This is a genomic window from Streptomyces sp. NPDC042336 (assembly GCF_055581985.1).
In genome coordinates this window covers 260,861-284,785 of record NZ_JBVJEA010000002.1, presented here as the reverse complement: position 1 = coordinate 284,785, position 23,925 = coordinate 260,861, and the positions used below count along the sequence as shown (strand labels likewise).

Below are 23,925 nucleotides of genomic sequence, written 5' to 3'. Positions count from 1 at the left end.
CGCACCACCCGGCCTCCCCGACACCAAGGAGTCGACCCGTGCGCAACCCGTCACTCACCCGCGGCAGATCACCGGCCCTGCTCGCCGTGCTCGCCCTGGTCACGGCCCTGCTGTCCCTGTGGGCACACCCCGCGTCGGCCGCGCCCGCCGGCCAGGTGCTGGCGTCACCCGACCTCGCGGCCCACCCGCAGGGGGACAACAGCTACCCGCGCGCCGTCCGCCTCGACCACGACGGCTCGGCCGGCCAGACCATGCTGGCCACCTACGCCCGGCGCGAGCAGGGTGCCACCAACACACTGCCCGTCCACCGCAGCACCGACGGCGGCCGCACCTGGAGCGCCGCCCCGATCTCCACCATCAGCTCGCACACCCCGGGCTGGGACATCGAGGCACCCGTCCTCTACGAGGTGCCGCGCACCGCCAACGGCCTGAACCAGGGCGACCTCCTGGCCGCCGGCACCGCCTGGCAGGCCGGTGACTACACCACGCAGCGCGTCGAGGTGTTCAAGAGCACCGACCACGGCCGGAGCTGGCAGTACCTCTCCGACTGCACCCGCACCAGCGGCCTGCCCGACACCATCGGGCACGGCATCTGGGAACCCTGGTTCCTGCTGGCCCCCGACAACACACTGGCCTGCTTCATCTCCGACGAGCGGCCCGCGAACAGCCCCACCAACAACCAGGTCATCGGCCACTACACCTCCGGCGACGGCGGCCGCACCTGGAGCGGCACCCTCACCCAGGACGTCGCCTTCCCCGCCGACAACCTCGCCCGCCCCGGCATGTCCATCGTCGTCCCGCTGCCCGACGGGCGGTTCATGATGGCGTACGAGATGTGCCGGGACGCCACCGACGCCGACCACGCCTGCGAGGTGTACACCAAGACCAGCCCCGACGGCCTGAACTGGGCGCCCGCCGACAACCCCGGCACCCTGGTGCGCACCGCCGACGGCAGGGAACTGCTGCACACCCCCTACCTCGCCTGGGTGCCGGGCGGCGGTCCCGAGGGCACGCTGCTGATGTCGGGCCAGCGCGTGGTGAGCGGACCCACCGGGAACAAGACCGTGCTGGCGGAGTCCGGCACCGTGGTCTTCGCCAACACCCGCCTCGGTGCGGGGGAGTGGACCGAGATCGAGGCCCCGGTCCTGACCGGCCCGACCGGCGGCTACAACCCCGGCGAGCCCTCCTGCCCCGGCTACAGCTCCCCGATCGTGCCGCGCGCCGACGGCACCTCCTTCCTCTACCTGACCGCCACCTGGCTCGGCACCGGCAACCAGTGCCAGGTCCGCTTCGGCACCGGCGGCCTCGGCGGCCCGGTCGGCCAGGTGACCACCCCGTGGGTCGCGGGCAAGTGCCTGGACGTCGACACCAACACCAGCCGCAACGGCAACGCCGCCCAGCTGTGGGACTGCGGCACCGCCACCGGGCAGCGCTGGTCGGTGGCCCCGGACGGCACGGTGCGCGCGTTCGGGAAGTGCCTGGACATCGACGGCAACGGCACGGCCAACTTCACCAAGGTCCAGGTGTGGGACTGCGCCCCGGGCGTAGGCGGCCAGCAGTGGCGCCACCGGAGCGACGGCTCGCTGTTCAACCCGCAGTCCGGCCGATGCCTGGACATCCCGTCCGGCGGCACCGCCAACGGCACCAAGCTGCAGATCTACGACTGCAACGGCCTCGGCACCCAGAGGTGGAACCTGCCCGCCTAGCCGCGGGGGCGCACCCGGGGCCCGGCGCCCCGGGTGTCGCATACGCTCGACGGCACCATGATGAACAACCTCACCCCCCTGGAGCCGAAGGCCGGCAAGGCCACGGTCAGACGGCACAACCTCAGCCTGGTCCTGAGGGCCGTGCACGACGCGGGGGAGGCGACCAGGGCCCAGGTCGCCACGTATGTCGGACTGACCAGGGCGGCGGTGTCGTCCCTGGTCGAGCAGTTGCTGGAGTACGGCTTCGTCTCCGAGTGGGGCAAGACCAGCAGCGGCCAGGCGGGGCGGCCCGGCACCGTCCTGAAGGTGTCCCGCTCGGGCCCGGCGGGCCTCGGCGTCGAGATCAACATCGACTACATCGCGGTGTGCGTCGTCGACCTCGCCGGCACCGACCGGGTGCGGCTCGTGGAGCACGTCGACAACCGCGGGGTCCAGCCCTCCGAGGTCCTGGCGCGCGCGGCCCGGCTGGCGGCGCGCGCCATCGGCTCGGCGGCGGAACAGGACCTCGCACCGGCCGGTGTCCATGTCGCGCTGCCGGGCCTGGTGACCGGCGGCGCCGTCCGCCAGGCACCCAACCTGGGCTGGCAGCGGGTCGCCGTCGAGGGGCTGTTCGCCCAGGCGCTCCTCGCCCTGCGCCCCGCCCACCGCCCGCTGCCGGTCAGCTCCGACAACGAGGCCAACGCCGCCGCCCTCGCCGAGCTGTGGTTCGGCGCCGGCACCGAGGGCGTGCGCAGCTTCCTGTACCTGACCGGCGAGATCGGCATCGGCGGCGCCCTCGTGCTGGGCGGTGAACTGCTGCGCGGCGCGCACGGCTTCGCCGGGGAGATCGGGCACATGGTCGTCGACCCGGAGGGCCCGCTGTGCCGGTGCGGCGCCCACGGCTGCCTGGAGCAGTACGCCGGACAGGCCGCGCTGCTCGCCGCCGCCGGCCTCGACGCGGACGCGGGTGCGCAGGGCGTCGCCGCACTCGAAAGCCGTGCCCGGCGGGGAGACCCCTTGGCGCTGTCGGCGATCGAACGCGCCGGACGGCAACTGGGCGTCGTGGTCTCGGGCGCGGTGAACCTCTTCGACCCCGAGGCGGTGATGCTCGGTGGCGTCTACCGCGAGCTGATGGACTGGCTCGCCCCGGCCGTCGACCGCGAACTCGCCCGGCGCGTGGTGTCCGGGCTGTGGAGCGAGGGCGGCAAACGGCTGCGCGCCTCGTCCTCGCTCGGCGACGCGGCCCGGGGCGCGGCCGGCGTGATCGTCCGCGAGGTGCTGGCCGACCCGGGGGCCTACGCGGAACGGGACGCGGGCTGACGCGGAGGGCCGCCGCCCGGCGGCCCTCCGCGTCAGCCCGTCCGGCTCACCCGCGGTTCGCGGCGATCAGCTCCCGGTACCAGCGGTAACTGTCCTTCGGCGTGCGCTCCTGCGTGCCGTAGTCCACCCGCACGATGCCGAAGCGCCTGTCGTAGCCGTACGCCCACTCGAAGTTGTCCAGCAGCGACCACACGTAGTACCCGCGCACGTCCACCCCCGCGTCGATCGCCGCCCGCAGCGCGCTGAGGTGGTCGCGCAGGTAGGCGACCCGGTCGGTGTCGTGCACCGCACCGTCGGCGGCCGGCGCGTCGTCCTCCGCCGAGCCGTTCTCCGTGATGTGGACCGGCGGGAGCGCGTCGCCGTACTGCTTCTTCAGGGCGACCAGCAGGTCGGTGAAGCTGTCCGGGACGACCGGCCAGTCCATCGCCGTGTGCCGCACCCCGGGGAGCCGCACCTCCTCGTACCGGTTGTCCGTGGCCACGCGCCGGGCCGGGTCGCTCTCGCGGTACGGGGCGTCGGCGACCACGATCGGCCGGTAGTAGTTGATGCCGAGGAAGTCCAGCGGCCGGGAGATCAGCTCCAGGTCGCCCTCTCGCCGGAAGTCCGCCCCGGTGATCAGCTCGCCCCAGGTCTCCTCCTCGGTGGCCGGGTAGCGGCCCGCGAGGATCGGCTCGGTCCACACCAGGTTGTGCTGGGTGTCGGCGCGGACCACCGCGGCCAGGTCGGCCGGGGAGTCGGTGGCGGGCAGGTTGCGGTCCAGGTTGAGCGTGATGCCGACCTCGCGCACCCCGGCCGCGCGCAGCGCCTGCACGGCCAGTCCGTGGCCGACCAGCAGGTGGTGGGCGGCGGCCAGCGCGCCCCGGCCCTCCTTGGCGCCGGGGGCGTGCCGGCCAATGGAGTAGCCGAGGAAGGAGCTGCACCACGGCTCGTTGAGGGTGATCCAGCGCGGCACCCGGTCGCCGAGGTGCTCCGCCACCACCGCCGTGTACTCGGCGAACCGCTCCGCCGTCTCCCGTACCCGCCAGCCGCCCCGGTCCTCCAGCGCCTGCGGCAGGTCCCAGTGGTAGAGGGTGGCGGCCGGTTCGATGCCCGCCGCCAGCAGTTCGTCCACCAGACGGGAGTAGAAGTCGAGGCCCTTGGGGTTCACCGCGCCCGACCCGTCCGGCACGATGCGCGGCCAGGCGATCGAGAAGCGGTAGGAGTCGACGCCGAGGTCGCGCAGCAGGGCCACGTCCTCGGGGTAGCGGTGGTAGTGGTCGCAGGCCACGTCACCGGTGTCGCCGTTCGCCACCAGGCCGGGGGTGTGGCTGTAGGTGTCCCAGATCGACGGACCGCGGCCGTCCTCGGCCGCCGCGCCCTCGATCTGGTACGAGGCGGTCGCGGCGCCCAGGACGAAGCCGGGCGGGAAGCTGGGGAAGTCACTCATGCTGTGCTGCTCATCTCCGTGCGTACGCGGTGGTGCGAGGTTCACTTGACGGAGCCGCCGGTGATCCCGGCGGCGATGTACTTCTGGGCGAGGACGAGGAGGACCGCCGCCGGCACCGCCGACAGCACGGACGCGGCCATCACCGAGCCCCAGTCGCCGACGTGCGCGCCGATGTACTGGTAGATGCCCAGGGTGATGGGCTTCACGTCGTCGGTCGTGTTCAGGGTGAGCGCGAACATGAAGTCGCTCCACGAGAACAGGAACGCGAACAGGCCCGAGGTGATCAGCGAGTTGCGGCTCATCGGCAGCACCACCCGGACGAAGGTGCGCACCGGCCCGGCCCCGTCGATCTGCGCGGCCTCGATCACCTCGCCGGGGATCGACACCATGAAGGAGCGCATCAGCACGATGGAGAACGGGATGCCCAGCGAGGCGTCCGCCAGCATCAGGCCGAAGTAGGAGTTGACCAGCCCCAGGTCGACGTAGGAGTTGTAGAGCGCGTTGGCGATGACGATGCCCGGCACCATCTGGGTGATCAGCGTGCCGAAGACGATGGTGCGCGAGCCGCGCAGCCCGAACCGCGCCAGACCGTAGGCGGCCGGCGCCGAGATGGCGAGGCAGATGGCGACCGCGCCGAGCGAGACCGCCAGCGAGGTCAGCAGGTGCCCGCCCTGGTCGCTGATCGCCTTGGAGAAGCCGGACAGGTCCAGGCTGCCGGGCACCGGGTCGACCTGGAGCAGCCCCGAGTCGGGCTGGAGCGCGGTGTTGAGCATCCAGTACAGCGGGAAGAGCATCACGCACAGGATGAGCACGCCGGCGACGGTGGAGCCCCAGCGGCGCCGGGAGGCAGTGGGCGTGTGGGAGGCCATGGACGTCACTTCCCCTCGGTGCGGTTGGCCCGCAGGTAGAACACCGCGAACACGGCGGAGATCAGGATGAGTACGTTGCCGACGACGGCGCCCGCGCCGAAGTCCAGCTGGACGAAGGAGTTCTGGTAGGTCAGGGTGCCGAGCGTCTGGGTCGCGTCGGCCGGGCCGCCGTCGGTCAGGGCGAGGATCAGGTCGAGGATCTTCACCGTCGACATGAAGCCGAGCACCAGGACGACCGTGACGACGGGCTTGAGCATCGGCAGGGTCACCGAACGGAAGGTCCGCCAGGCCGAGGCGCCGTCCAGCGCGGCCGCCTCGTGCAGCTCCTTCGGGATCTCCTGGAGACCGCCGTACAGGATGACCATGTTGAACGGGATGCCGATCCAGATGTTGACCAGGATGACCGACAGCAGGGCCATCTCGGGGCTGGTCAGCCAGGGCGTGTGGCCACCGATGCCGAGGGTGTCCAGGAACGAGTTGAGCACGCCGGTGTCCTGGTCGAGGATGCGCCGCCAGACGATGCCGGACACCACCATGGGCACCAGCCAGGGCAGCAGGATCAGCGAGCGCAGCACCCCGTTCAGCGGGAAGCGGCGGCTGAAGAAGACCGCGAGGGCCAGGCCGATGCCGAACTGGCCGAGCAGCGAGCCCGCCGTGAAGACGAGCGTGTGCCACAGGGCCTTGCCGAACAGGGCGTCCTGGAACACGTTGGACCAGTTGTCGGCGCCGTTGAAGGGCGCCTCACCGGTGAAGAAGGTCTTCGGCGTGTAGTCCTGGAAGCTCATCACGACGTTGCGCACGAGCGGGTAGCCGAAGAACAGCAGCATGAAGACGACGGCGGGGGCGACGAACCCCCACTGGGTGAGCCGGCGGCGGCGCGCGATCCGGCCGGGATCCGGCGCGGGGGCGGACTTGGACGCCTCGGCGGGCGTGCGCGCGGTGACGGTGGACGTGGTCATGGGGGCGTACCTCAGTTCCCGCTCGTGGCCCGCTGCTGGGCGCGCTTCAGGGCGGTCTCACTGGACTGGCCGGTCAGGGCCGACTGGAAGGCGCTCTGCAGCGCGAGCGACACACTCGACCAGCCGGCGCCGAGCTTCGCCGTACGGGACCGGGCGACGGCCACCTGGTCGGCGAGGGAGTCCAGCTCGGGCACCTTCTCGCGCCAGACGGCGGCCGCCTTGGCGTTGGCCGGGACCATCCAGCTGTTGAGCGCGTAGGTCAGCTGCTCCTTCTGGCTCGCCAGACACGCGACGATCTTTCCGGCCGTCTTCTCCCGGGCCTCGTCGCCGGTGTTGGGCACGGTGAGGACGGCACCGCCGAGTGGGCCCACCGAGTCGTCGCCGGCCTCGGGCACCGGGATCGGCGCGATGCCCCAGTGCAGCGACTTGTCGCTGTTGAGGGTCTCCACCTGCCAAGGACCGTTGACCATCATCGCCGCGTTGCCGGCCATGAACTGGTCGTTGACGTCCGCCTGGGTCCAGTTGACCGTCGACTTGGAGAGCGAGCGGTCCTTCAGCAGGCTCTTCCAGTAGTCCAGGGCCTCGACGACCTTCGGGCTGTCCAGGTCGGTCTCGTCGCCGCCGTTGGACCACATGAACGGCGTGAACTGGAAGACACCGTCCTCCGCGCCGCCCGCGCTGAGCGCCAGGCCGTACCGCTTGCCCTGTGTGAGCTTCTTCGCCGTTAGGCGCAGCTCGGCCCAGGTGGTGGGGACCTCGACGCCCGCCTTGTCGAGGACGTCCTTGTTGTAGAAGAGGGCGAGGGTGTTCACCGAACGGGCCGCGCCGTAGTAGGTGCCCTTGTACGAGCCGAAGTCGACGATGCCGTCGGGGATGTCGTCGGTGCTCAGCCCGAGGGTCCTGAGGTCGACCAGCCCGCCCGCGTCGGCGAAGGTCGGCATCTCGGAGGCGTCGAACTGCACGATGTCGGGCAGCGACTTGGACGAGGCCATGCGCAGCGCCTTGGTCATCACCTGCGCCGCCGGGACGCTCTGCTGCTCGATGGTGACCCCCAGCTCCTTGCCGCAGCGGGCCATCGCCTCCGCGTCCCAGCGGTGGTACGACTCGTCGGTCGAGGAGTTCATCACGGTGTACGTGTCGGCGTCGCGCTGCTGTCCGCAGCCGGCCAGTGCCGCCCCGGCGACCAGCACGGACACCGCGGTGAGCGGGGCGACGACTCGGCGTGAGCGTCCTCGCCCGCGGCGCGTGGCAGCCGGAGGGTGTGCTGTCAAGGCGAGCGAGGTGAAGCGCTTCGACATGGTGCGGCCCTTGCTGTCGTACCGTCCGGCTTCCTCGCCGGACTGTTTTGTTTGATGTGATGACTAATACGTCACGGACCCGCTTCCGCGCTAGAGGAAAGTGGCCCCGCTCTCTTCGCTCCGCCGGGTGAGGAAGCCGTTCTCATGCGTAATAGTGCCAGCTCAGCGCGCTGAAGTCGGCGTAGACCCCTCGGCGTGGGGATTTGTTTTGTGTACGATCAAAACGCTGTGAGACGGCCCCCGTGCTCCCACCCGACAGCTCCCGCCCCACCCAAGGAAGATCATGAAGTTCACCGACGGCTTCTGGCTCATCCGCGAGGGCGTGCATCTCTCGTACGCCACTGAGGTACGCGATGTGCGCCCCGAATCGAAGCGCTTCACCGCCCATGCCGCCGTGAAGAAGGTGACGCGGAGGGGGGACACGCTCAACGCGCCGCTTCTCACGGTCGAGTGCTTCTCTCCCGCCGAGGGCGTCATCGGCGTCCGCGTCACCCACCACTCCGGCAAGCGCCGGCCGGGCCCCGACTTCGCTCTCACCGGGGCGGCGGACGGCGCCGGCGAGGTACGCCAGGACGGCACCGTCACCGAGCTGACCAGTGGCCCGCTCACCCTCCGCCTGGACCGCGAGGGCCCCTGGGGCCTCACCTTCCACGACGCGGGCGGGCGCGAGCTGACCCGTGCCGACGCCAAGGGCACCGCCTTCGCCACCACCGGCGACGGCGCCCACCACATGCTGAGCCGCCTCGCCCTCGGCGTCGGCGAGCAGATCTACGGCCTCGGCGAGCGCTTCACCCCGTTCGTCAAGAACGGCCAGGTCGTCGACATCTGGCAGGCCGACGGCGGCACCAGCAGCGAGCAGGCGTACAAGAACATCCCGTTCTACCTCTCCTCGCGCGGCTACGGCGTCTTCGTCAACCACCCCGGCGCGGTCTCCTTCGAGGTCGGCTCCGAGTCCGTCGGCCAGGTGCAGTTCAGCGTCGAGGACCAGACGCTGGAGTACTACGTCGTCGCCGGGCCCACCCCGAAGGACGTCCTCACCCGCTACACCGCCCTCACCGGCCGCCCCGCCCTGCCGCCGGCCTGGTCCTTCGGCCTGTGGCTGACCACCTCCTTCACCACCTCCTACGACGAGCGGACGGTCACGTCGTTCGTGGACGGCATGGCCGAGCGCGGCATCCCGCTCTCCGTCTTCCACTTCGACTGCTTCTGGATGCGCGAGTACCAGTGGTGCGACTTCCAGTGGGACCCGGACGTCTTCCCGGACCCGGACGGCATGCTCGCCCGGCTCAAGGCCAAGGGACTGAGGGTCAGCGCCTGGATCAACCCCTACATCGCCCAGAAGTCCCCGCTCTTCGACGAGGCCGCGGCCCTCGGTCACCTGGTGCGCAGGCCGGACGGCGACATCTGGCAGTGGGACCTGTGGCAGGCCGGCATGGGCCTGGTCGACTTCACCAGCCCCGCCGCCCGCGACTGGTACGCCGGGAAGCTCAAGCCGCTGCTCGACCAGGGCGTGGACTGCTTCAAGACCGACTTCGGCGAGCGCATCCCGACCGACGTGGTCTGGCACGACGGTTCCGACCCGGAGCGCATGCACAACTACTACACGCACCTGTTCAACCGCACCGTCTTCGAACTCCTGGAGAAGGAGCGCGGCCAGGGCGAGGCCGTCCTCTTCGCCCGCTCGGCGACCGCGGGCGGCCAGCAGTACCCCGTCCACTGGGGCGGCGACTGCTGGTCGTCCTTCGAGGCGATGGCCGAGTCGCTCAGGGGCGGCCTGTCCCTCTCGCTGAGCGGCTTCGGCTTCTGGAGCCACGACATCGGCGGCTTCGAGGGCACTCCCGACCCGGCGGTCTTCAAGCGCTGGCTCGCCTTCGGCCTGCTCTCCTCGCACAGCCGGCTGCACGGCTCCTCGTCGTACCGGGTGCCGTGGGAGTTCGGCGAGGAGGCCGTCGACGTCGCCCGCCGCTTCACCCTCCTCAAGCACCGCCTGATGCCCTACCTGTACGGCGTCGCGGCCGAGGCGCACCGCACCGGCGTGCCCATGATGCGGCCGATGGTCCTGGAGTTCCCGCACGACCCGGCGTGCCGTCCGCTGGACCGCCAGTACATGCTCGGCTCCGACCTCCTGGTCGCCCCGGTCTTCACCGAGGACGGCGAGGTCGAGGTCTACCTCCCGGAGGGCACCTGGACCCACCTCCTGTCCGGCGAGCGCGTCACCGGCCCGGCCTGGCGCACCGAACGGCACGGCTACGACAGCCTGCCCCTGTACGTCCGCGAGGGCGCCGTCCTGCCGCTGGGCTCCGACGACCAGCGGCCCGACGGCGACTGGCTGGACGCCCCGACCCTGCTGGTCCACCCGGCCGCCGGCGCCGACTACGCGGCCGAGGTCACCGTGCCCGACCTGCTGGGCACACCGGCCGCGACCTTCCGCGTGCGGCGCGACGGGGACGTCCTGCGGGTCACCGCGAGCGGCACCGACCGCCCCTTCACCGTCCGGGTCGCGGGCGGCGCGAGCGCGGAGGGCGCCGCGGAGGTGGCCGTGCCCCTGGCCTGACCCCCGGCAGGGCGGGCGGCACACACACGGCGAAGCGGCACGCGGGGGGCGTGCCGCTTCGCCGTGTTCGTCTTGCGGTGCGTGTCGCGGGATGGGCCGAGGGCGTGTCGCGGGGTGTGCCTCAGCGCTCCAGGGCGCCGAGCGCCGTCAGCAGCCGGTCCACGTCCTCCGCGCTGCTGTACGGCGCGAGGCCGACGCGTACGCCGCCCTCGTCGCCGAGGCCCAGCCGGCGCGCGGCCTCCACGGCGTAGAAGGAACCGGCCGGCGCGTCGATCCCCCGCTCGGCGAGCCGGCGGTAGACGTCGGCCGGGCGCAGGCCCGCCACGGTGAACAGCAGCGTCGGAGTGCGCCGCGCGGCCCGCGAGTACACGGTGATCCCGCCGAGGTCCGCGAGCCCTCGTTCGAGCCGCTCGCGCAGCACGTCCTCATGCGCCTCCAGCGTCGCGAAGGAGGCGACCAGCCGCTCCCGGCGAGAGCCCCGGGCCTCCGGGTCGAGCCCCGCCAGGAAGTCCACCGCCGCGCTCGTCCCGGCCAGCAACTCGTAGGGAAGGGTGCCCAGTTCGAACCGCTCGGGCACGGTGTCGGCGGACGGCAGCAGCTTGTCCGGGCGCAGCGACTCCAGCAGCTCGGCCCGGCCGCTCAGCACGCCCAGGTGCGGGCCGAGGAACTTGTACGGCGAGCACACCAGCGTGTCCGCGCCGGTCGCCGCCAGGTCCACCACGGCGTGTGAGGCGTAGTGCACCGCGTCGACGTGGAAGTGCGCCCCATTGGCGTGGACGAGGGACGCCAGCGCCGGCAGGTCCGGCATGGTCCCGATCAGGTTCGACGCGGCGGTCACCGCGACCAGCCTGGTGCGCGGGCCCAGCACCGCCGCGAGGTGCTCGGACCGCAGCTCGCCCGTGGCCGGGTCGAAGTCCGCCCACCGCACGCGTGCCCCCGCCGCCTGTGCCGCCTGCACCCACGGCCGTATGTTCGAGTCGTGGTCGAGCCGGGTGACCACCACCTCGTCGCCCGGTCCCCAGCCCTTGGCCAGGGTCCGGGACAGGTCGTAGACGAGCTGGGTGGCGCTGCGCCCGAAGACGACCGTCCCCGGCGTGGTGCCGAGGAGGTCGGCGAGGGCGGACCGGGCCTCCTCGACGATCCGGTCCGCGTTGCGCTCGCCCTCGGTGTTGCGCCCCCGGTTGGCGAGCGGGGCGGTCAGCGCCGCCGCGATCGCGTCGATCACCGGCTGCGGGGTCTGCGTACCGCCCGGCGCGTCGAACCGCGCGGTACCGGACTTCAGGGCGGGCACGTGCGCGCGGATCGCGGCGACGTCGAGGGCCATGCTTCAACTCCAGGGTCGTGGGGCCGGGCGGACGGGGATGGTCGTCAGGCGATGCGGTCCTTCGGCCGGGGCGGCAGACAGGTGGTACGGCTGGGCCGCACCCCGAGCCGCACCTGCGACTCCAGCCACATGATCGCAGCCCCCGGGGGTCCACGACAGGGACGAAGGGGCCCTCGGCGCCGAGCACGCCCACCTGCTCACCACCCTGCGGGTCTTCCTCGAGCACGGCGGCTCCGCCGCCACCGCCCGCGCCCTCGGCCTCCACAGCAACACCGTGGCCGCCCGGCTGCGTCAGGTCCGCGCACGGCTCGGCGTCTCCCTCTGGACGACCCCAGCGACCGCCTCGCCCTCCAGATGGCCTGCCGTGCCCTGACCTGAGCACCGGCGGGCCCTCAGGACGCGGCGGCCTCCGGTGCGGCCTCCGGCGGCTCCTTCTCCCGTCCGCCGGGATGCCGGTGCCGCCAGACCCAGAAGACCGTGCAGGACAGCAGCGCCCACCCGCCCAGCACCAGGAACGGGAACGCGTGCTGGTGGCCCTGGAAGTACACCGCGGTGTGCTGGGCGTTGACCGAGGCGCCGGGCGGCAGCCACCGGCCGATCACCCCCAGCGGCGACGGCAGCAGCGGCCAGGACACCGCGCCGCCCGAGGAGGGATTGCCGATGATCACCATCAGGCCCCAGGTCGGCAGCATCGCCCAGCGGCCGAACAGGGTGTTGAACATGGTGAAGACCATGCCGGACACGAACATCGTGAGCGCCAGGATCAGCCACGACTCGGCGAACGGCAGGTCCACCGCGCCCAGCAGCCAGTCCACCGCGGCCGCGATGACGAACCCGCCGAGCAGCGCGTAGGCCACCGTGAACAGGATGCGCTCCAGCGGGGTGAGCGCCCGCGCGTGCACGCTCAGCTGGATCGCCCCGACGAAGCCGATGATCACGGCGGCCAGGGAGATGTAGAAGATCGCCAGCCCGCGCGGGTCACCCTGTTGCAAGGGGTTGACGTCCCGGACGGTGACCTGGACGCCGAGCTTCTTCCCGACGGCCGGCGCCGTTTGCGCGAGCAGCTCGGCGACCGACGCCCCGGACGCGCCGGACACGTCGAGGGCGGCGTACCGCCCGTCGTCGCGCAGCTCGAAGACCGCGAAGACCTCCTGCTGCTCGATCGCCGAGCGGGCCGCGGCGCGGGTCTCGTAGGGATGCACCCGCACCGAGGTGTCCAGCGCCTGTTCCAGACCGCGCAGGAAGGCCTGGCCGCCCGCCTTCTCGTAGGAGCCGACCACGGCCGTGGGGATCAGACGGGGGGTCGGGTTCGCCATCGAGTAGGTGTACGAGCCCGCGAAGAGGCCCGCCGCTGCGGCGAGGATCAGCACCAGCACGGTGGCGGGCCAGAACGGCGATTGCCGGAACGCGGGCCACCGCCCGCGCACCGGCGGGCCGCCGCCGGCGTCCTGTGACGTGTGCGCCATGTCCGGCGGGGTCAGGCGTGGACCAGCGGCGTGTCCACGAGGTGTTCCGCCACGAACCACGCCTGGAGTTCGTTGGTGCGCACGACCTCGGAGACCAGCAGGTCGTTGGTGCCGTCGTCGCCGTACTCCTGGGTGCGGGCCGCCGCGTCGTGGCACTCCGTCAGGATCAGCTCGTGCGCCTCCAGCAGCCGCGAGAGCATCGACGGCACCTCCTCCACCCCGTCCGGCGGGCGCGGCACGGTGGTGATCTCGGCGACGTGCCGGGGATCGCCCACCGCGACGCCGCCGAGCGTCTGGACGCGTTCGGCGACGGTGTCGATCAGTTCCAGCTGCTCGCCCGCGTGCTTGTCCAGCAGCAGGTGCAGTTGGTAGAACGTCGCTCCGCGCATCAGCCAGTGGTACTTCTTGTACAGGTCGTGCAGGATCCGGGTGTCCGCCAGGACCTTGTTGAGCCGCTGGCAGGAGTAGAGCCGGGTCTCCATGGTCAGGGCCACGGGGAACTGCTTGACGGTGCCGAACTCCTGAATGGTCCGGCCCTTCTGGTGCAGCCAGGGCTGGCTGCCGTCCGACCGCTGCTCCGCGGTCGACGAGGGCTTCGGCTTCGGGGAACTCACGCCGGGACTCCTTCCGGAGAGGTCTGAAGGGTGGGCCGCCGCGATACCGCCGGCCCCGGTCCCCCCGCGACAGTCGACCAGCCGCGGGCCCGCCCCGCAAACGGTGGGGGTTGTCCGGGCCATCGCTGCGCGCTTATGGTCGGCCTCGCGTGAAAGCGCTTGCTACCCGACGTGCGCGTGCCGCGGCGTCGCTGTCCGAGGAGGACCGCATGTCCCCACGTCCCGCCCGCCGCCGGGTCGCCGTGGTCGGCACCGGTGCCATCGTCACCGGCAGTCACCTGCCCGCCCTCGCCGCCCACGCCGACCGCACCGAACTGGTCGCCGCCGTCGACGTGGACCCCGCGCGGCTCGCCGCCTTCTGCGCGCGGGTGCCCGGCGACGTCGCGGGATACGCGTCCACGGGCGCCATGCTGGACGCCGTACGCCCCGACCTGGTCCTGGTCGGCACACCGCCGTCGCTGCACCGGGAGCAGACGGTGGCCGCGCTCGAGGCGGGCGCGTGGGTGCTGTGCGAGAAGCCGCTGTGGCTCTCCCTCGCCGAGTACGACGACATCGCGGCGGCCGAGGAGGCGTCCGGGGCGTACGCGTCCGTGATCTTCCAGCACCGGTACGGCTCCGGCGCCTCGCACGCCCGCGAACTGATCACGAGCGGCGAACTGGGCGCCCCGCTGGTCGCCCACTGCCAGACGACCTGGCACCGCGACGCCGCCTACTACGCGGTGCCGTGGCGTGGACGCTGGTCCACCGAGGGCGGCGGCCCGACCATGGGCCACGGCATCCACCAGTACGACCTGCTGCTGCACCTGCTCGGCCCCTGGGCGGAGATCCGGGCCATGGCCTCGCGCCTGGTGCACGCCACCGAGAGCGAGGACGTCTCCACCGCCCTGGTGCGCTTCGAGAGCGGCGCCCTCGCCACCGTCATCAAAGCGTGCTCTCCCCGGACGAGATGAGCCGCCTGCGCGTCGACTGCGCCGACGCGACGGTCGAGTTGACACACCTTTACGGGCACCGCAACGACGACTGGGCCTACACCCCGGCCCGGCACGTCTCGCCCGAGCGTGCCGCCGCCTGGCGTACCCCGGGCGCCGACGTGCCCAGCTCCCACACGGCGCAGCTCGGCGCCGTACTGGATGCCTGGGAAGCCGGGGCCCGCCCGCCCGGCAGTGGCCCGGAGGCCCGCGCCACGCTGGAGTTCGCCGCGGCCCTGTACAAGGCGGCGTTCACCGGACGGCCGGTGCGCGCCGGCGAGATCGCCGCCGGTGACCCCTTCTACTCCGCGATGCACGGCGACCACCCCGGATGGGCCCCCGGGGAGTGCGCGTAAGGCGTCACGAATCCTGGGTGTTCACTGCGAGTTGGGCCGCCGGAGGTGTGAACGGGTGGCGGAGATGTGCATCCTCTTGACATGAACCTGCGGTCCGAGGGGCGGACCGCGTCCTCATGGAGGTGTGGGAATGCGCCGCAGACTCGCCACCGGACTCACCACCGCGGCCCTGGCCGTGACCACCGTCGTCGCCACCACCACGGCCGCCGACGCCGCTCCCGCCGACAAGACCCAGGTACTCGCGAGCTGGACCCAGACCAGCGCCTCCAGCTACCACGCCTGGACCGCCGCACGGGCGAACAGGTCCGCCTGGTCCGCCTACGGTTTCGACTGGACCACCGACTACTGCTCCTCCTCGCCGGACAACCCGTTCGGCTTCCCCTTCAGCACCTCCTGCGCGCGGCACGACTTCGGCTACCGCAACTACAAGGACGCGGGCACCTTCAGCGCCAACAAGTCCCGTCTCGACAGCGCCTTCTACGAGGACCTCAAGCGCGTCTGCGCCGGTTACGGCGGTGCCACCAGGACCGCCTGCAACAGCACCGCCTGGACGTACTACCAGGCCGTGAAGGCGTTCGGCTGACGAACCCGGGCCGGTGCCGCCACCGCCAGCGCGGCGGCGGCACTGGCGATGCCCAGGACGGCGCCGGCGGCGACGTCACCGGGATAGTGCACGCCGGTGTGGACCCGGGAGTAGCCGACGGCGCCCGCCAGCGCGCCGAGCGGCACGGCGGCCTCGGGAAGGACGACGCCGACGGCCGTGGCGAACGCGACCGCCGCGGCCGTGTGGCCCGACGGGAACGACGCCGACGCGGGCATGGGCACATACCGGTCCACCGTCACCCGCGCGGCCTCCCGGTCCGGACGCGCGCGGTGCACCAGACGTTTGCCCAGCAGGTTCGTCGCGGCCGACGCGACGGCGACCGCCCCCACGCCGACCAGGGCCGCCCGCCGTGCCCGCGCACCGCTCAGCGCGAGCGCGGCGGCGATCCCGAGCGAGATCTTCGAATGGTCGGCGGCGTGGGACAGGCGCCGCAGTGCCCGGTCGAGCGTGGGCGTGGACGTGGCGGCCACCGCCGCGTACAGCGCGCCGTCCACGGCACGCAGTTCCCGGAGCACGGCCGCGAGGGCGCGCTGGGGCGCGGACCCCGGGCCGGGAGGCGGCCCGAGCGGGCCACCGGTGCCGTCGTCGGCGTGGGTCGGCTCGGTCATGGGCTCCAGCTCCGTGGCGAGACGGGACCCGCACCATGCTGGTCGGCCGCGGACCCGGCGGCGCGTGGGCGGGGCCCGTCCGGGGGACGCCGGGACGGAGCGGGGCCCCGCGGCGGTGGTGGCGGATCGGCCCGGCCGGGGCCGCGCACCGGCGGGCCGCCGGCCGACCCTCGCGGAGTCGGCCGGCGGCCCGGTGCGGCGGCGGTGGTGGGTCAGGTCGCGGCCTTGAAGCCGCGCAGACGCAGGCTGTTGCCGACGACGAAGACGGAGGAGAAGGCCATGGCGGCTCCGGCGATCATCGGGTTGAGGAGTCCGGCGGCGGCGAGTGGCAGGGCGGCGATGTTGTAGGCGAAGGCCCAGAAGAGGTTGGACTTGATGGTGCCGAGCGTCTTGCGGGCGAGGCGGATGGCGTCGGCGGCGGCACGCAGGTCGCCGCGGACGAGGGTGAGGTCGCCGGCTTCGATGGCGGCGTCGGTGCCGGTGCCCATGGCCAGGCCCAGGTCGGCCTGGGCGAGTGCGGCGGCGTCGTTGACACCGTCGCCGACCATCGCCACCGAACGCCCCTCGCCCTGGAGGCGCTTGACGACGGCGACCTTGTCCTCGGGCATGACCTCGGCGATGACGTGCTCGGCAGCGATGCCGACCTCCGCCGCCACCGCCTCGGCGACGGCCCGGTTGTCCCCGGTGAGGAGGACCGGGGTCAGGCCCAGCGCGCGCAGCCGGGTGATGGCCTCGGCGCTGGTGTCCTTGACCGCGTCGGCGACCTCCAGGACGGCCCGGGCCTCGCCGTCCCAGGCGACGGCGATCGCGGTGCGGCCCGCGGCCTCCGCCTCGGCCTTCGCACGGGCCAGGCCGGCGGGCAGTTCCATGGCCCACTCGGCGAGCAGCTTCTCCCGGCCCACCAGGACGGCGTGGCCCTCGACGACACCCTGGACGCCGAGACCGGGCACGTTGGCGAAGTCCTCCGGGGCGGGCAGGGCGCCCACCTGTCCGGCGGCGCCCGCGGCCACCGCTTGCGCGATCGGATGCTCCGAGGCATGCTCCAACGCGCCTGCCAGCCGCAGGACTTCGGCCTGATCTGTGCCGTCGGCGGTGTGCACGGCGAGCAGGGTCATGCGGCCGGTGGTGACGGTGCCGGTCTTGTCCAGGACGATGGTGTCGACCTTGCGGGTGGACTCCAGCACCTCGGGCCCCTTGATGAGGATGCCGAGCTGGGCGCCGCGCCCGGTGCCGACCATCAGCGCGGTCGGGGTGGCCAGCCCCAGCGCGCAGGGGCAGGCGATGATCAGGACCGCCACGGCGGCGGTGAACGCGGCCGTCGGTCCCGAGCCGTTGCCGATCCAGAAGCCGAGGGTGGCCAGCGCGAGGGCGATCACGACGGGGACGAAGGCGCCGGAGACGCGGTCGGCGAGCCGCTGGGCCGCGGCCTTGCCGTTCTGCGCGTCCTCCACCAGCCGCGCCATCCGCGCCAGCTGCGTGTCCGCGCCGACCCGGGTCGCCTCGACCACGAGCCGGCCCCCCGCGTTCACCGTCGCCCCGGTGACCGCGTCGCCCGCCTGGACCTCGACCGGCACGGACTCGCCGGTGAGCATCGACGCGTCGACGGCGGAGGTGCCCTCGACGACCGTGCCGTCGGTGGCGATCTTCTCGCCGGGGCGGACCAGGAACCGGTCCCCGGCCCTCAGCTCGGCGACCGGGATCTGCTCCTCACGGCCGCCCCGCAGGACCGTGACGTTCTTGGCGCCCAGTTCCAGCAGGGCCTTCAGCGCGGCACCGGCCTTGCGCTTGGAACGTGCCTCGAAGTAGCGCCCGGCGAGGATGAACGCGGTCACCCCGGCCGCGGCCTCCAGGTAGATGTTGCCCGAGCCGTCGCCACGGGCGATCGTCAGCTCGAAGGGGTGGGTCATGCCGGGCGTGCCCGCGCTGCCGAGGAACAGCGCCCACAGCGACCACAGGAACGCCGCCGACGTGCCCACCGAGATCAGGGTGTCCATGGTGGCCGCGCCGTGCCGGGCATTGGTGAACGCGGCCTTGTGGAAGGGCCAGGCCGCGTACGTCACCACGGGCGCCGCCAGCGTCAGCGACAGCCACTGCCAGTACGTGAACTGCAGCGCCGGGACCATCGCCATCGCGATCACCGGGACCGCCAGCACCACTGCCGTCACCAGCCGCTCCCGCAGCGGCCGCAGCTCGTCCACGGCCCCGGAGCCCCCGGGCCCGGAACCGGCCTCGGCACGCACCGGCTCGGGCTCGCGGGCCGTGTACCCGGTCGCCTCGACCGTGGCGATCAGCTCCGGGACGGACACGTCGGCGGCATAGCTGACCTTCGCCTTCTCCGTGGCGTAGTTGACGGTGGCGGTGACCCCCTCCATCCGGTTCAGCTTCTTCTCGATCCGGGCGGCACACGAGGCACAGGTCATGCCGCCGATGGCGAGTTCCACCTCGGCTGGTGCGCTGGTCGTACTGGTGGTCATGGCTGCTCCTGATGCGGGGTCGTCGGCCGGGACCCGGCGTCGCGGGTCCCGGCGGTGCGGTGGGGGAGTGCGGTCGGTCAGACCCGGCCGGTCAGCTCGTAGCCGGCCTCGTCGACCACCTCGGCGACCGCGGCGTCGTCCGGCTCGGCCGCGGCGGTGACGGTGACCCGGCCGGTGTCGAGCTGGACGTCGACACCGGTGACACCGTCCAGCTCGCCGATCACCCGGGTGAGCGTCGCGCTGCAGTGACCACAGGTCATGCCGGCGACGGCGTAGGTGGTGATGACGGGGGAGACGGCGGGGGTGGTGACGTTCGAGGACATGACTTCCTCCGGAGGTCGTGAGACGAATACGGGGCGGGGGTATCCGCCCGGTGCGGTTCCATGTATACCCCTGGGGGGTACACGAAGCAAGTGCCTCCACGGCTTGACTGAGTACCCCCTAGGGGTATGGTGAAGTGCATGGAGGGGCCTCCGCGTGACCCGGAGCCCCGTAATCCGAGGAGACGACCGTCATGCACACCGGACTGAGGATCACCGCCTTCGCCGCCGCCCTCGCGGCGACCTTCGGCACCGCCTACGGCGTCGGGGCGGGAGTCGACCCGATCGTCGCGGACAGCGCGCCCGCGCCCCACGACGAGCACGGCGAGCGCGACGACCGGGGCGGCCCGGGTGAGCCGACGCCACGACCGGAGGACGGCGGCCACGGGGGACACGAGAGCACCCCGGCGGGTGGCCTGCAGATCTCCGAGGGCGGCTACACCCTCGACCTCGCCACCCCGCGCGTCACCGCCGGTCAGCGCACCGAACTGCGCTTCACGGTCCGGGACGGGAGCGGTGAGGCGGTCACCGCGTACCGGCGGGAGCACGACAAGGAGCTCCACCTCATCCTGGCCTCACGCGACCTGGTCACCTACCGCCACCTGCACCCCACCCGCGCCGCCGACGGCACCTGGAGCACTCCCGTCGACCTGCCCGCGGCGGGTGGCTACCGCGTCTTCGCCGACTTCACCCCGGCCGTCAAGGGCGCGGAGAACCTCACCCTCGGCGCCGACCTGGCCGCCTCCGGCCGCTACGAACCGGCGCGGCTGCCGGCTCCGAACAGCACCGCCCTCGCCGACGGCTACCAGGTCGAACTCGCCGGTTCCCTGCGCCCCGGCAAGGCGAGCGAGCTGAAGCTGAAGGTGTCCCGCGACGGCGAACCCGTCAACGACCTCCAGCCCTACCTCGGCGCCTACGGCCACCTCGTCGCCCTGCGCTCCGGCGACCTCGCCTACCTGCACGTCCACCCGAACGGCGAACCCGGCGACGGCAGCACCGAACCCGGCCCGGAGATCTCCTTCACGGCCACCGCGCCCAGCGCCGGCACCTACCGCCTCTTCCTGGACTTCCGGCACCAGGGCGGGGTCCACACCGCGGCGTTCACCGTGCGCGCCGGATCGGCACCGGGCGCCACGGAGTCCGCCCCGACCGCCACGCCCGGCCACACCGACGGCCACGGGCACTGACCGGCGCCCCCCTCAAGGACCCTCAGGCCGTGACGACCCGGACCCCGGCCTCCTCGAACCCGCGCACCAGCTCCGGGTCCGCCGCGCCGTCCGTCACCAGCGTGTCCACCGACTCGGTCGCACAGATCCGGGCGAACGCCCGCCGGCCCAGCTTGCTGGAGTCGGCGGCCACGACCACCCGCTCGGCCCGCTCGCACAGCAGCCGGTTGATCGCGGCCTCCGCCTCGTCGTGGGCCGCGGCGCCGTGCGCGACGTCGAAGGCGACGACACCCAGGACCGCCACGTCGAGGGTCACCTGGCCCAGCACGCCGTCCGCGAGCGGCCCGATCAGCTCGTACGACTGCGCCCGGGCCACCCCGCCGGTCACCACGATCTTGAACTGCGGCCGGACGGCCAGCTCGTTGGCGATGTTGAGCGCGTTGGTGACCACGGTCAGCGCGGGCGTGCCCGAGGCCAGGTCGGTGCGCACGGCCAGGGCGCGCGCCACCTCCGTCGTGGTCGTGCCCCCGGTCAGCCCCACCGCCTCGCCGGGCGCCACCAGGGCGGCGACCGCCTGCGCGACGCGCTGCTTCTCCGAAGCCCGGCGGGCGGTCTTGTAGCGCAACGGCAGCTCGTACGACACCCCGTGCACGACCGCGCCACCGCGCGTGCGCACCAGCATCTGCTGCTCGGCGAGCCGGTCGAAGTCGCGGCGGATCGTCGCGGCCGAGACCTCCAGCTCGGTCGCCGCCTCCTCGACGTCCAGCCGGCCTCGCTCGACGAGCAGCTCCAGCAGCGCCTTCCAGCGGGCGTCGCGCGACATCCGCGCCTCCGTTCCTCGATCCCCGCCGACCCTAGCGCACCGCACTCTTCCCTCGGATTGCTTGATTGTGCTCGAAAGATCGCTATATCTTGCAGGAACAATCAACCTGTCTTCGGGGAGTGTGCGACATGACGTATGTCGAGGACGAGCTCAACAGCCAGCCCGAGTGCTGGACGCGCGCGGCGGCCCAGGCCGCGCACCACACGGCGGCGCTCCCGGCGGCGGGGGAGCGGGTGGCGATCGTCGGCTGCGGCACCTCGTACTTCATGGCGCAGTCGGCGGCGGCGCTGCGCGAGGACGCGGGCCTGGGCGAGACGGACGCGTTCGCCGCCTCCGAGTTCCCGCGGGGACGGGCGTACGACCGTGTCGTGGCCCTGACCCGCTCCGGTACCACCACCGAAGTGCTGGAACTGCTCGCGGACCTGAAGGGCCGCACCCGCACCGTCGCGCTCACCGCCGACCCCGAGACACCGGTCATGGCCGCCGCCGACGACGTGGTCGTCCTCGACTTCGCCGACGAACGGTCCGTCGTCCAGACGCGGTTCGCGACCACCGCGCTCACCCTCCTCCGCGCCCACCTCGGCCTGCACACCGAGGCCGCCGTCGCCGACGCCCGCGCCGCGCTCGCCACCGAGCTGCCCGAAGGGCTCGTCGAGTGCACCCAGTTCACCTTCCTCGGCCGGGGCTGGACCGTCGGACTGGCCAACGAGGCGGGCCTGAAGATGCGCGAGGCCTCCCTGTCCTGGACGGAGGCCTACCCGGCGATGGAGTACCGGCACGGGCCCATCAGCATCAGCACGGCGGGCACGGCGACCTGGATGTTCGGCGAGGCGCCCGGGGGACTGGCCGACCAGGTCCGCGACACCGGAGCGCTGTGGGTGCCCGGTGAGCTGGACCCGCTGGCCGAACTGGTGCGCGCCCAGCGGCTGGCCGTCGCCGTCGCCGCCGCGCGAGGCCTCGACCCGGACCGCCCGCGCCACCTGACCCGCTCGGTCATCCTCGCCCCCTGACGCCCGCCCCCCCTGACGCCCGGGAAGGAACAGACCGTGCCCCTCGCCACCACCGGCGACCTGATCGGCCGTGCCGCGGCCGAGCGCTCCGCCGTCGCCGCCTTCAACGTCATCACCCTGGAGCACGTCGAGGCTGTCGTCGCGGGCGCCGAGTCCGTGCGCAGACCCGTCCTCCTCCAGGTCAGCGAGAACGCCGTGAAGTACCGCCACGGCCGCCTGCTGCCCCTGGCCCGCGCGGCCGTCGCCGCCGCCGAGGGCGCCGCCGTCCCCGTCGCCCTGCACCTCGACCACGTGCAGAGCGACGGCCTGCTGCGCCAGGCCCCGGACGCCGGGTTCAGCTCCGTGATGTACGACGCCGCCCGGCTGCCGTACGCCGAGAACCTCGCGGCTACCCGGGCCGCCGCCGACTGGGCGCACTCACGGGGTCTCTGGATCGAGGCCGAGTTGGGGGAGGTCGGCGGCAAGGACGGGGCACCGCCGCTCGACGCCCACGCCCCCGGTGCCCGCACCGACCCGGCCCAGGCGCGCGCCTTCGTCGCCGACTCCGGCGTGGACGCCCTGGCCGTCGCCGTCGGCAGCTCCCACGCCATGACCACCCGCACCGCGGCCCTCGACCACGACCTGCTCAAGGAACTGTCCGGCACCCTGGACGTGCCCCTCGTCCTGCACGGCTCCTCCGGCGTCCCGGACGCCGAACTCGCCGCCGCCGTCGCGGGCGGCATCGCCAAGGTCAACGTCGGAACCGCGCTCAACATCGCCATGACCGACGCGATCAGGGAGCACCTCGCCGCCCGTCCCGAGGCGGTCGACTCGCGCGGCTACCTCGGCGCGGGGAGGGAGGCCATGGTCCGGACGGTGGCGGCGCTCCTCCGGGTGGTCGCCCGGACCGCGCCCGCCCCTCCTCCGGCTACTCCTTGACCGCCTTCAGCACCACGAACTTCCGGTCGCCCGCCACCAGCCGGCTGTTGCCGAACAGGCGCCGCAGCTTGACGTGGTAGCCGAGGTGCCGGTTGCCGACCACCCACAGTTCGCCGCCGGGGCGCAGCACCCGCCGCGCCCCGGTGAACATCCGCCACGCCGTGGCGTCGGTCGTCGCCTGGTGGGAGTGGAACGGCGGGTTGTTGAGCACCAGGTCGGCACTGCCGTCCGGCACCCCGGCCAGCCCGTCGCCGACCCGGAACTCCGCCTGGCCCGCGACCTCGTTCGCCCGGTACGTCGCGCGGGCCGAGGCGACCGCCTGGAACGACTCGTCGGTGAACAGCAGCTCCGCGTCGGCGTCGGCCAGCGCCACGGCCGTACCGACCACACCGTTGCCGCAGCCCAGGTCCACCACCCGCCGGAAGACCCCGGGCTCCGGCAGGTGCCGGAGGAAGAAGCGGGTGCCGATGTCGAGCCGGTCGGCGCAGAAGACCCCGGCGTGGTTCACGACGGGGCGGCCGGACAGGAGCGGTCCGACGTCGTCGGGGAGCCGGTAGCCGAGCGGCCAGGGGTTGGCGGGCCGCTTCAGCGCGGGATCGGGCTCGGCGAAGATCAGCCGGGCCTTCCTCACGGCCAGTGAGGTCCGGGTCGGGCCGACGATCCGCTCGAACAGCCGGAGCGTCGAGGTGTGGATCTCCTTCACCATCCCGGTGCCGACCACGACCGTGCCCGCGTGCAGCGACGGCGCCAGCCGCAGCAACTGGTCCTCCAGCAGGGCGAGGCTCTTCGGCACCCGCACCAGCAGCACGTCGACGCGGTCCGGCGGCGGGTCCTGCGTGGTGAGCAGGCGCACCGAGCCCGGCTCGGCACCGCTCCGCTCCAGATTGGCCCGCGTCGCCTCCCGCGTGAGGTGGGAGTCGGTGATCTGCACCGGCCGGTGCGCCGCCAGCGCCGTCACCAGCGCTCCCCAGCGGTCGCCGACGACCACGACCGTGCCGTCCAGGGGGACGTCCCGCTCCGCGAGGTGCGCCAGCAGGTACTCGTCGGAGGCGTCCCAGGCCCGGAGCCGGTCGCGGGGGTCCTCGGGGAAGCGGGACAGCACATGCTCCCCCCAGGGCGTCCTCATGCGGTCGTCGCGGTCGCTGCGGTCGTTCGTGCTGCGG

Annotated in this window: 20 protein-coding genes and 1 pseudogene; 9 read left to right on the top strand and 12 right to left on the bottom strand. The window is 72.9% G+C overall.

Annotated elements, in window-relative coordinates; genetic code table 11:
- Nucleotides 1-38 precede the first annotated feature (38 nt).
- Nucleotides 39-1,706: a ricin-type beta-trefoil lectin domain protein gene (locus tag ACZ6IM_RS06285; protein ID WP_052837140.1), complete on the top strand. Its 1,668-nt coding sequence runs from the start codon at nucleotides 39-41 to the stop codon at nucleotides 1,704-1,706.
- A gap of 57 nt (nucleotides 1,707-1,763) precedes the next feature.
- Entirely contained in the window at nucleotides 1,764-3,005 is a 1,242-nt protein-coding gene (locus ACZ6IM_RS06280) for an ROK family protein (RefSeq protein ID WP_052837141.1), read from the top strand.
- A 46-nt stretch (nucleotides 3,006-3,051) separates the two neighbouring features.
- On the opposite strand, the gene ACZ6IM_RS06275 is transcribed toward ACZ6IM_RS06280, so the two are convergent.
- The 4 genes from ACZ6IM_RS06275 to ACZ6IM_RS06260 are packed head-to-tail and all read right to left on the bottom strand — an operon-like array spanning nucleotide 3,052 to nucleotide 7,557.
- Nucleotides 3,052-4,431: a GH1 family beta-glucosidase gene (locus ACZ6IM_RS06275; protein WP_469554541.1), complete on the bottom strand. Its 1,380-nt coding sequence runs from the start codon at nucleotides 4,429-4,431 to the stop codon at nucleotides 3,052-3,054.
- A 41-nt stretch (nucleotides 4,432-4,472) separates the two neighbouring features.
- A complete protein-coding gene (locus tag ACZ6IM_RS06270; RefSeq protein ID WP_052837143.1) occupies nucleotides 4,473-5,300 on the bottom strand; it encodes a carbohydrate ABC transporter permease in 828 nt (275 codons plus the stop codon).
- 5 nt (nucleotides 5,301-5,305) lie between these two features.
- Nucleotides 5,306-6,259, bottom strand: coding sequence for a carbohydrate ABC transporter permease (locus ACZ6IM_RS06265; protein ID WP_052837144.1), 954 nt, complete (start codon nucleotides 6,257-6,259; stop codon nucleotides 5,306-5,308).
- 11 nt (nucleotides 6,260-6,270) lie between these two features.
- The gene (locus tag ACZ6IM_RS06260) at nucleotides 6,271-7,557 is read right to left on the bottom strand and encodes an ABC transporter substrate-binding protein (protein ID WP_052837145.1); all 1,287 of its coding nucleotides are present in this window, start codon (nucleotides 7,555-7,557) and stop codon (nucleotides 6,271-6,273) included.
- A 283-nt stretch (nucleotides 7,558-7,840) separates the two neighbouring features.
- Between ACZ6IM_RS06260 and yicI the strand changes: the two genes are divergently transcribed.
- Nucleotides 7,841-10,111, top strand: coding sequence for an alpha-xylosidase (yicI, locus tag ACZ6IM_RS06255; protein ID WP_052837146.1), 2,271 nt, complete (start codon nucleotides 7,841-7,843; stop codon nucleotides 10,109-10,111).
- A 121-nt stretch (nucleotides 10,112-10,232) separates the two neighbouring features.
- Here the strand turns inward: yicI and ACZ6IM_RS06250 are convergent, their stop codons facing one another.
- Nucleotides 10,233-11,435 carry a cysteine desulfurase-like protein gene (locus tag ACZ6IM_RS06250; protein WP_052837147.1) on the bottom strand — a complete coding sequence of 401 codons (1,203 nt, stop codon included), beginning with the start codon at nucleotides 11,433-11,435 and terminating at the stop codon, nucleotides 10,233-10,235.
- Between the two features lie 193 nt (nucleotides 11,436-11,628).
- Between ACZ6IM_RS06250 and ACZ6IM_RS06245 the strand changes: the two genes are divergently transcribed.
- Nucleotides 11,629-11,808: a helix-turn-helix domain-containing protein gene (locus ACZ6IM_RS06245; RefSeq protein ID WP_469555245.1), complete on the top strand. Its 180-nt coding sequence runs from the start codon at nucleotides 11,629-11,631 to the stop codon at nucleotides 11,806-11,808.
- Between the two features lie 19 nt (nucleotides 11,809-11,827).
- Here the strand turns inward: ACZ6IM_RS06245 and ACZ6IM_RS06240 are convergent, their stop codons facing one another.
- Together ACZ6IM_RS06240 and ACZ6IM_RS06235 are read right to left on the bottom strand one after the other, a co-directional pair.
- Nucleotides 11,828-12,901: an ABC-2 transporter permease gene (locus tag ACZ6IM_RS06240; protein WP_469554537.1), complete on the bottom strand. Its 1,074-nt coding sequence runs from the start codon at nucleotides 12,899-12,901 to the stop codon at nucleotides 11,828-11,830.
- Between the two features lie 11 nt (nucleotides 12,902-12,912).
- Nucleotides 12,913-13,515 carry a Dps family protein gene (locus tag ACZ6IM_RS06235; protein WP_052837149.1) on the bottom strand — a complete coding sequence of 201 codons (603 nt, stop codon included), beginning with the start codon at nucleotides 13,513-13,515 and terminating at the stop codon, nucleotides 12,913-12,915.
- Nucleotides 13,516-13,724: 209 nt separating this feature from the next.
- On the opposite strand from ACZ6IM_RS06235, the pseudogene ACZ6IM_RS06230 reads away from it, so the two are divergent.
- Nucleotides 13,725-14,839: pseudogene (locus tag ACZ6IM_RS06230) on the top strand (Gfo/Idh/MocA family protein).
- 130 nt (nucleotides 14,840-14,969) lie between these two features.
- Nucleotides 14,970-15,422, top strand: coding sequence for a phospholipase (locus ACZ6IM_RS06225; RefSeq protein ID WP_469554535.1), 453 nt, complete (start codon nucleotides 14,970-14,972; stop codon nucleotides 15,420-15,422).
- Here the strand turns inward: ACZ6IM_RS06225 and ACZ6IM_RS06220 are convergent.
- From ACZ6IM_RS06220 to ACZ6IM_RS06210, 3 genes are all read right to left on the bottom strand, one after another.
- Complete coding sequence (locus ACZ6IM_RS06220) at nucleotides 15,395-16,051, bottom strand: phosphatase PAP2 family protein (RefSeq protein WP_469554534.1); 657 nt, start codon at nucleotides 16,049-16,051, stop codon at nucleotides 15,395-15,397. The genes ACZ6IM_RS06225 and ACZ6IM_RS06220 overlap by 28 nt on opposite strands.
- A gap of 212 nt (nucleotides 16,052-16,263) precedes the next feature.
- On the bottom strand, nucleotides 16,264-18,525 hold the full coding sequence (locus ACZ6IM_RS06215) for a heavy metal translocating P-type ATPase (RefSeq protein WP_469554532.1): 2,262 nt from the start codon (nucleotides 18,523-18,525) through the stop codon (nucleotides 16,264-16,266).
- 77 nt (nucleotides 18,526-18,602) lie between these two features.
- Complete coding sequence (locus ACZ6IM_RS06210; protein WP_052837154.1) at nucleotides 18,603-18,848, bottom strand: heavy-metal-associated domain-containing protein; 246 nt, start codon at nucleotides 18,846-18,848, stop codon at nucleotides 18,603-18,605.
- Nucleotides 18,849-19,039: 191 nt separating this feature from the next.
- On the opposite strand from ACZ6IM_RS06210, the gene ACZ6IM_RS06205 reads away from it, so the two are divergent.
- Entirely contained in the window at nucleotides 19,040-20,032 is a 993-nt protein-coding gene (locus ACZ6IM_RS06205; RefSeq protein ID WP_469554530.1) for a hypothetical protein, read from the top strand.
- Nucleotides 20,033-20,054: 22 nt separating this feature from the next.
- On the opposite strand, the gene ACZ6IM_RS06200 is transcribed toward ACZ6IM_RS06205, so the two are convergent.
- A complete protein-coding gene (locus ACZ6IM_RS06200; RefSeq protein ID WP_052837156.1) occupies nucleotides 20,055-20,834 on the bottom strand; it encodes a DeoR/GlpR family DNA-binding transcription regulator in 780 nt (259 codons plus the stop codon).
- 128 nt (nucleotides 20,835-20,962) lie between these two features.
- Between ACZ6IM_RS06200 and ACZ6IM_RS06195 the strand changes: the two genes are divergently transcribed.
- Entirely contained in the window at nucleotides 20,963-21,844 is an 882-nt protein-coding gene (locus ACZ6IM_RS06195; RefSeq protein ID WP_052837157.1) for an SIS domain-containing protein, read from the top strand.
- Between the two features lie 36 nt (nucleotides 21,845-21,880).
- On the top strand, nucleotides 21,881-22,762 hold the full coding sequence (locus ACZ6IM_RS06190; protein ID WP_469554527.1) for a class II fructose-bisphosphate aldolase: 882 nt from the start codon (nucleotides 21,881-21,883) through the stop codon (nucleotides 22,760-22,762).
- Here the strand turns inward: ACZ6IM_RS06190 and ACZ6IM_RS06185 are convergent.
- Complete coding sequence (locus ACZ6IM_RS06185; RefSeq protein ID WP_469555242.1) at nucleotides 22,752-23,888, bottom strand: methyltransferase; 1,137 nt, start codon at nucleotides 23,886-23,888, stop codon at nucleotides 22,752-22,754. The two genes, ACZ6IM_RS06190 and ACZ6IM_RS06185, sit on opposite strands and share 11 nt — an antisense overlap.
- Between the last annotated feature and the right edge of the window lie 37 nt (nucleotides 23,889-23,925).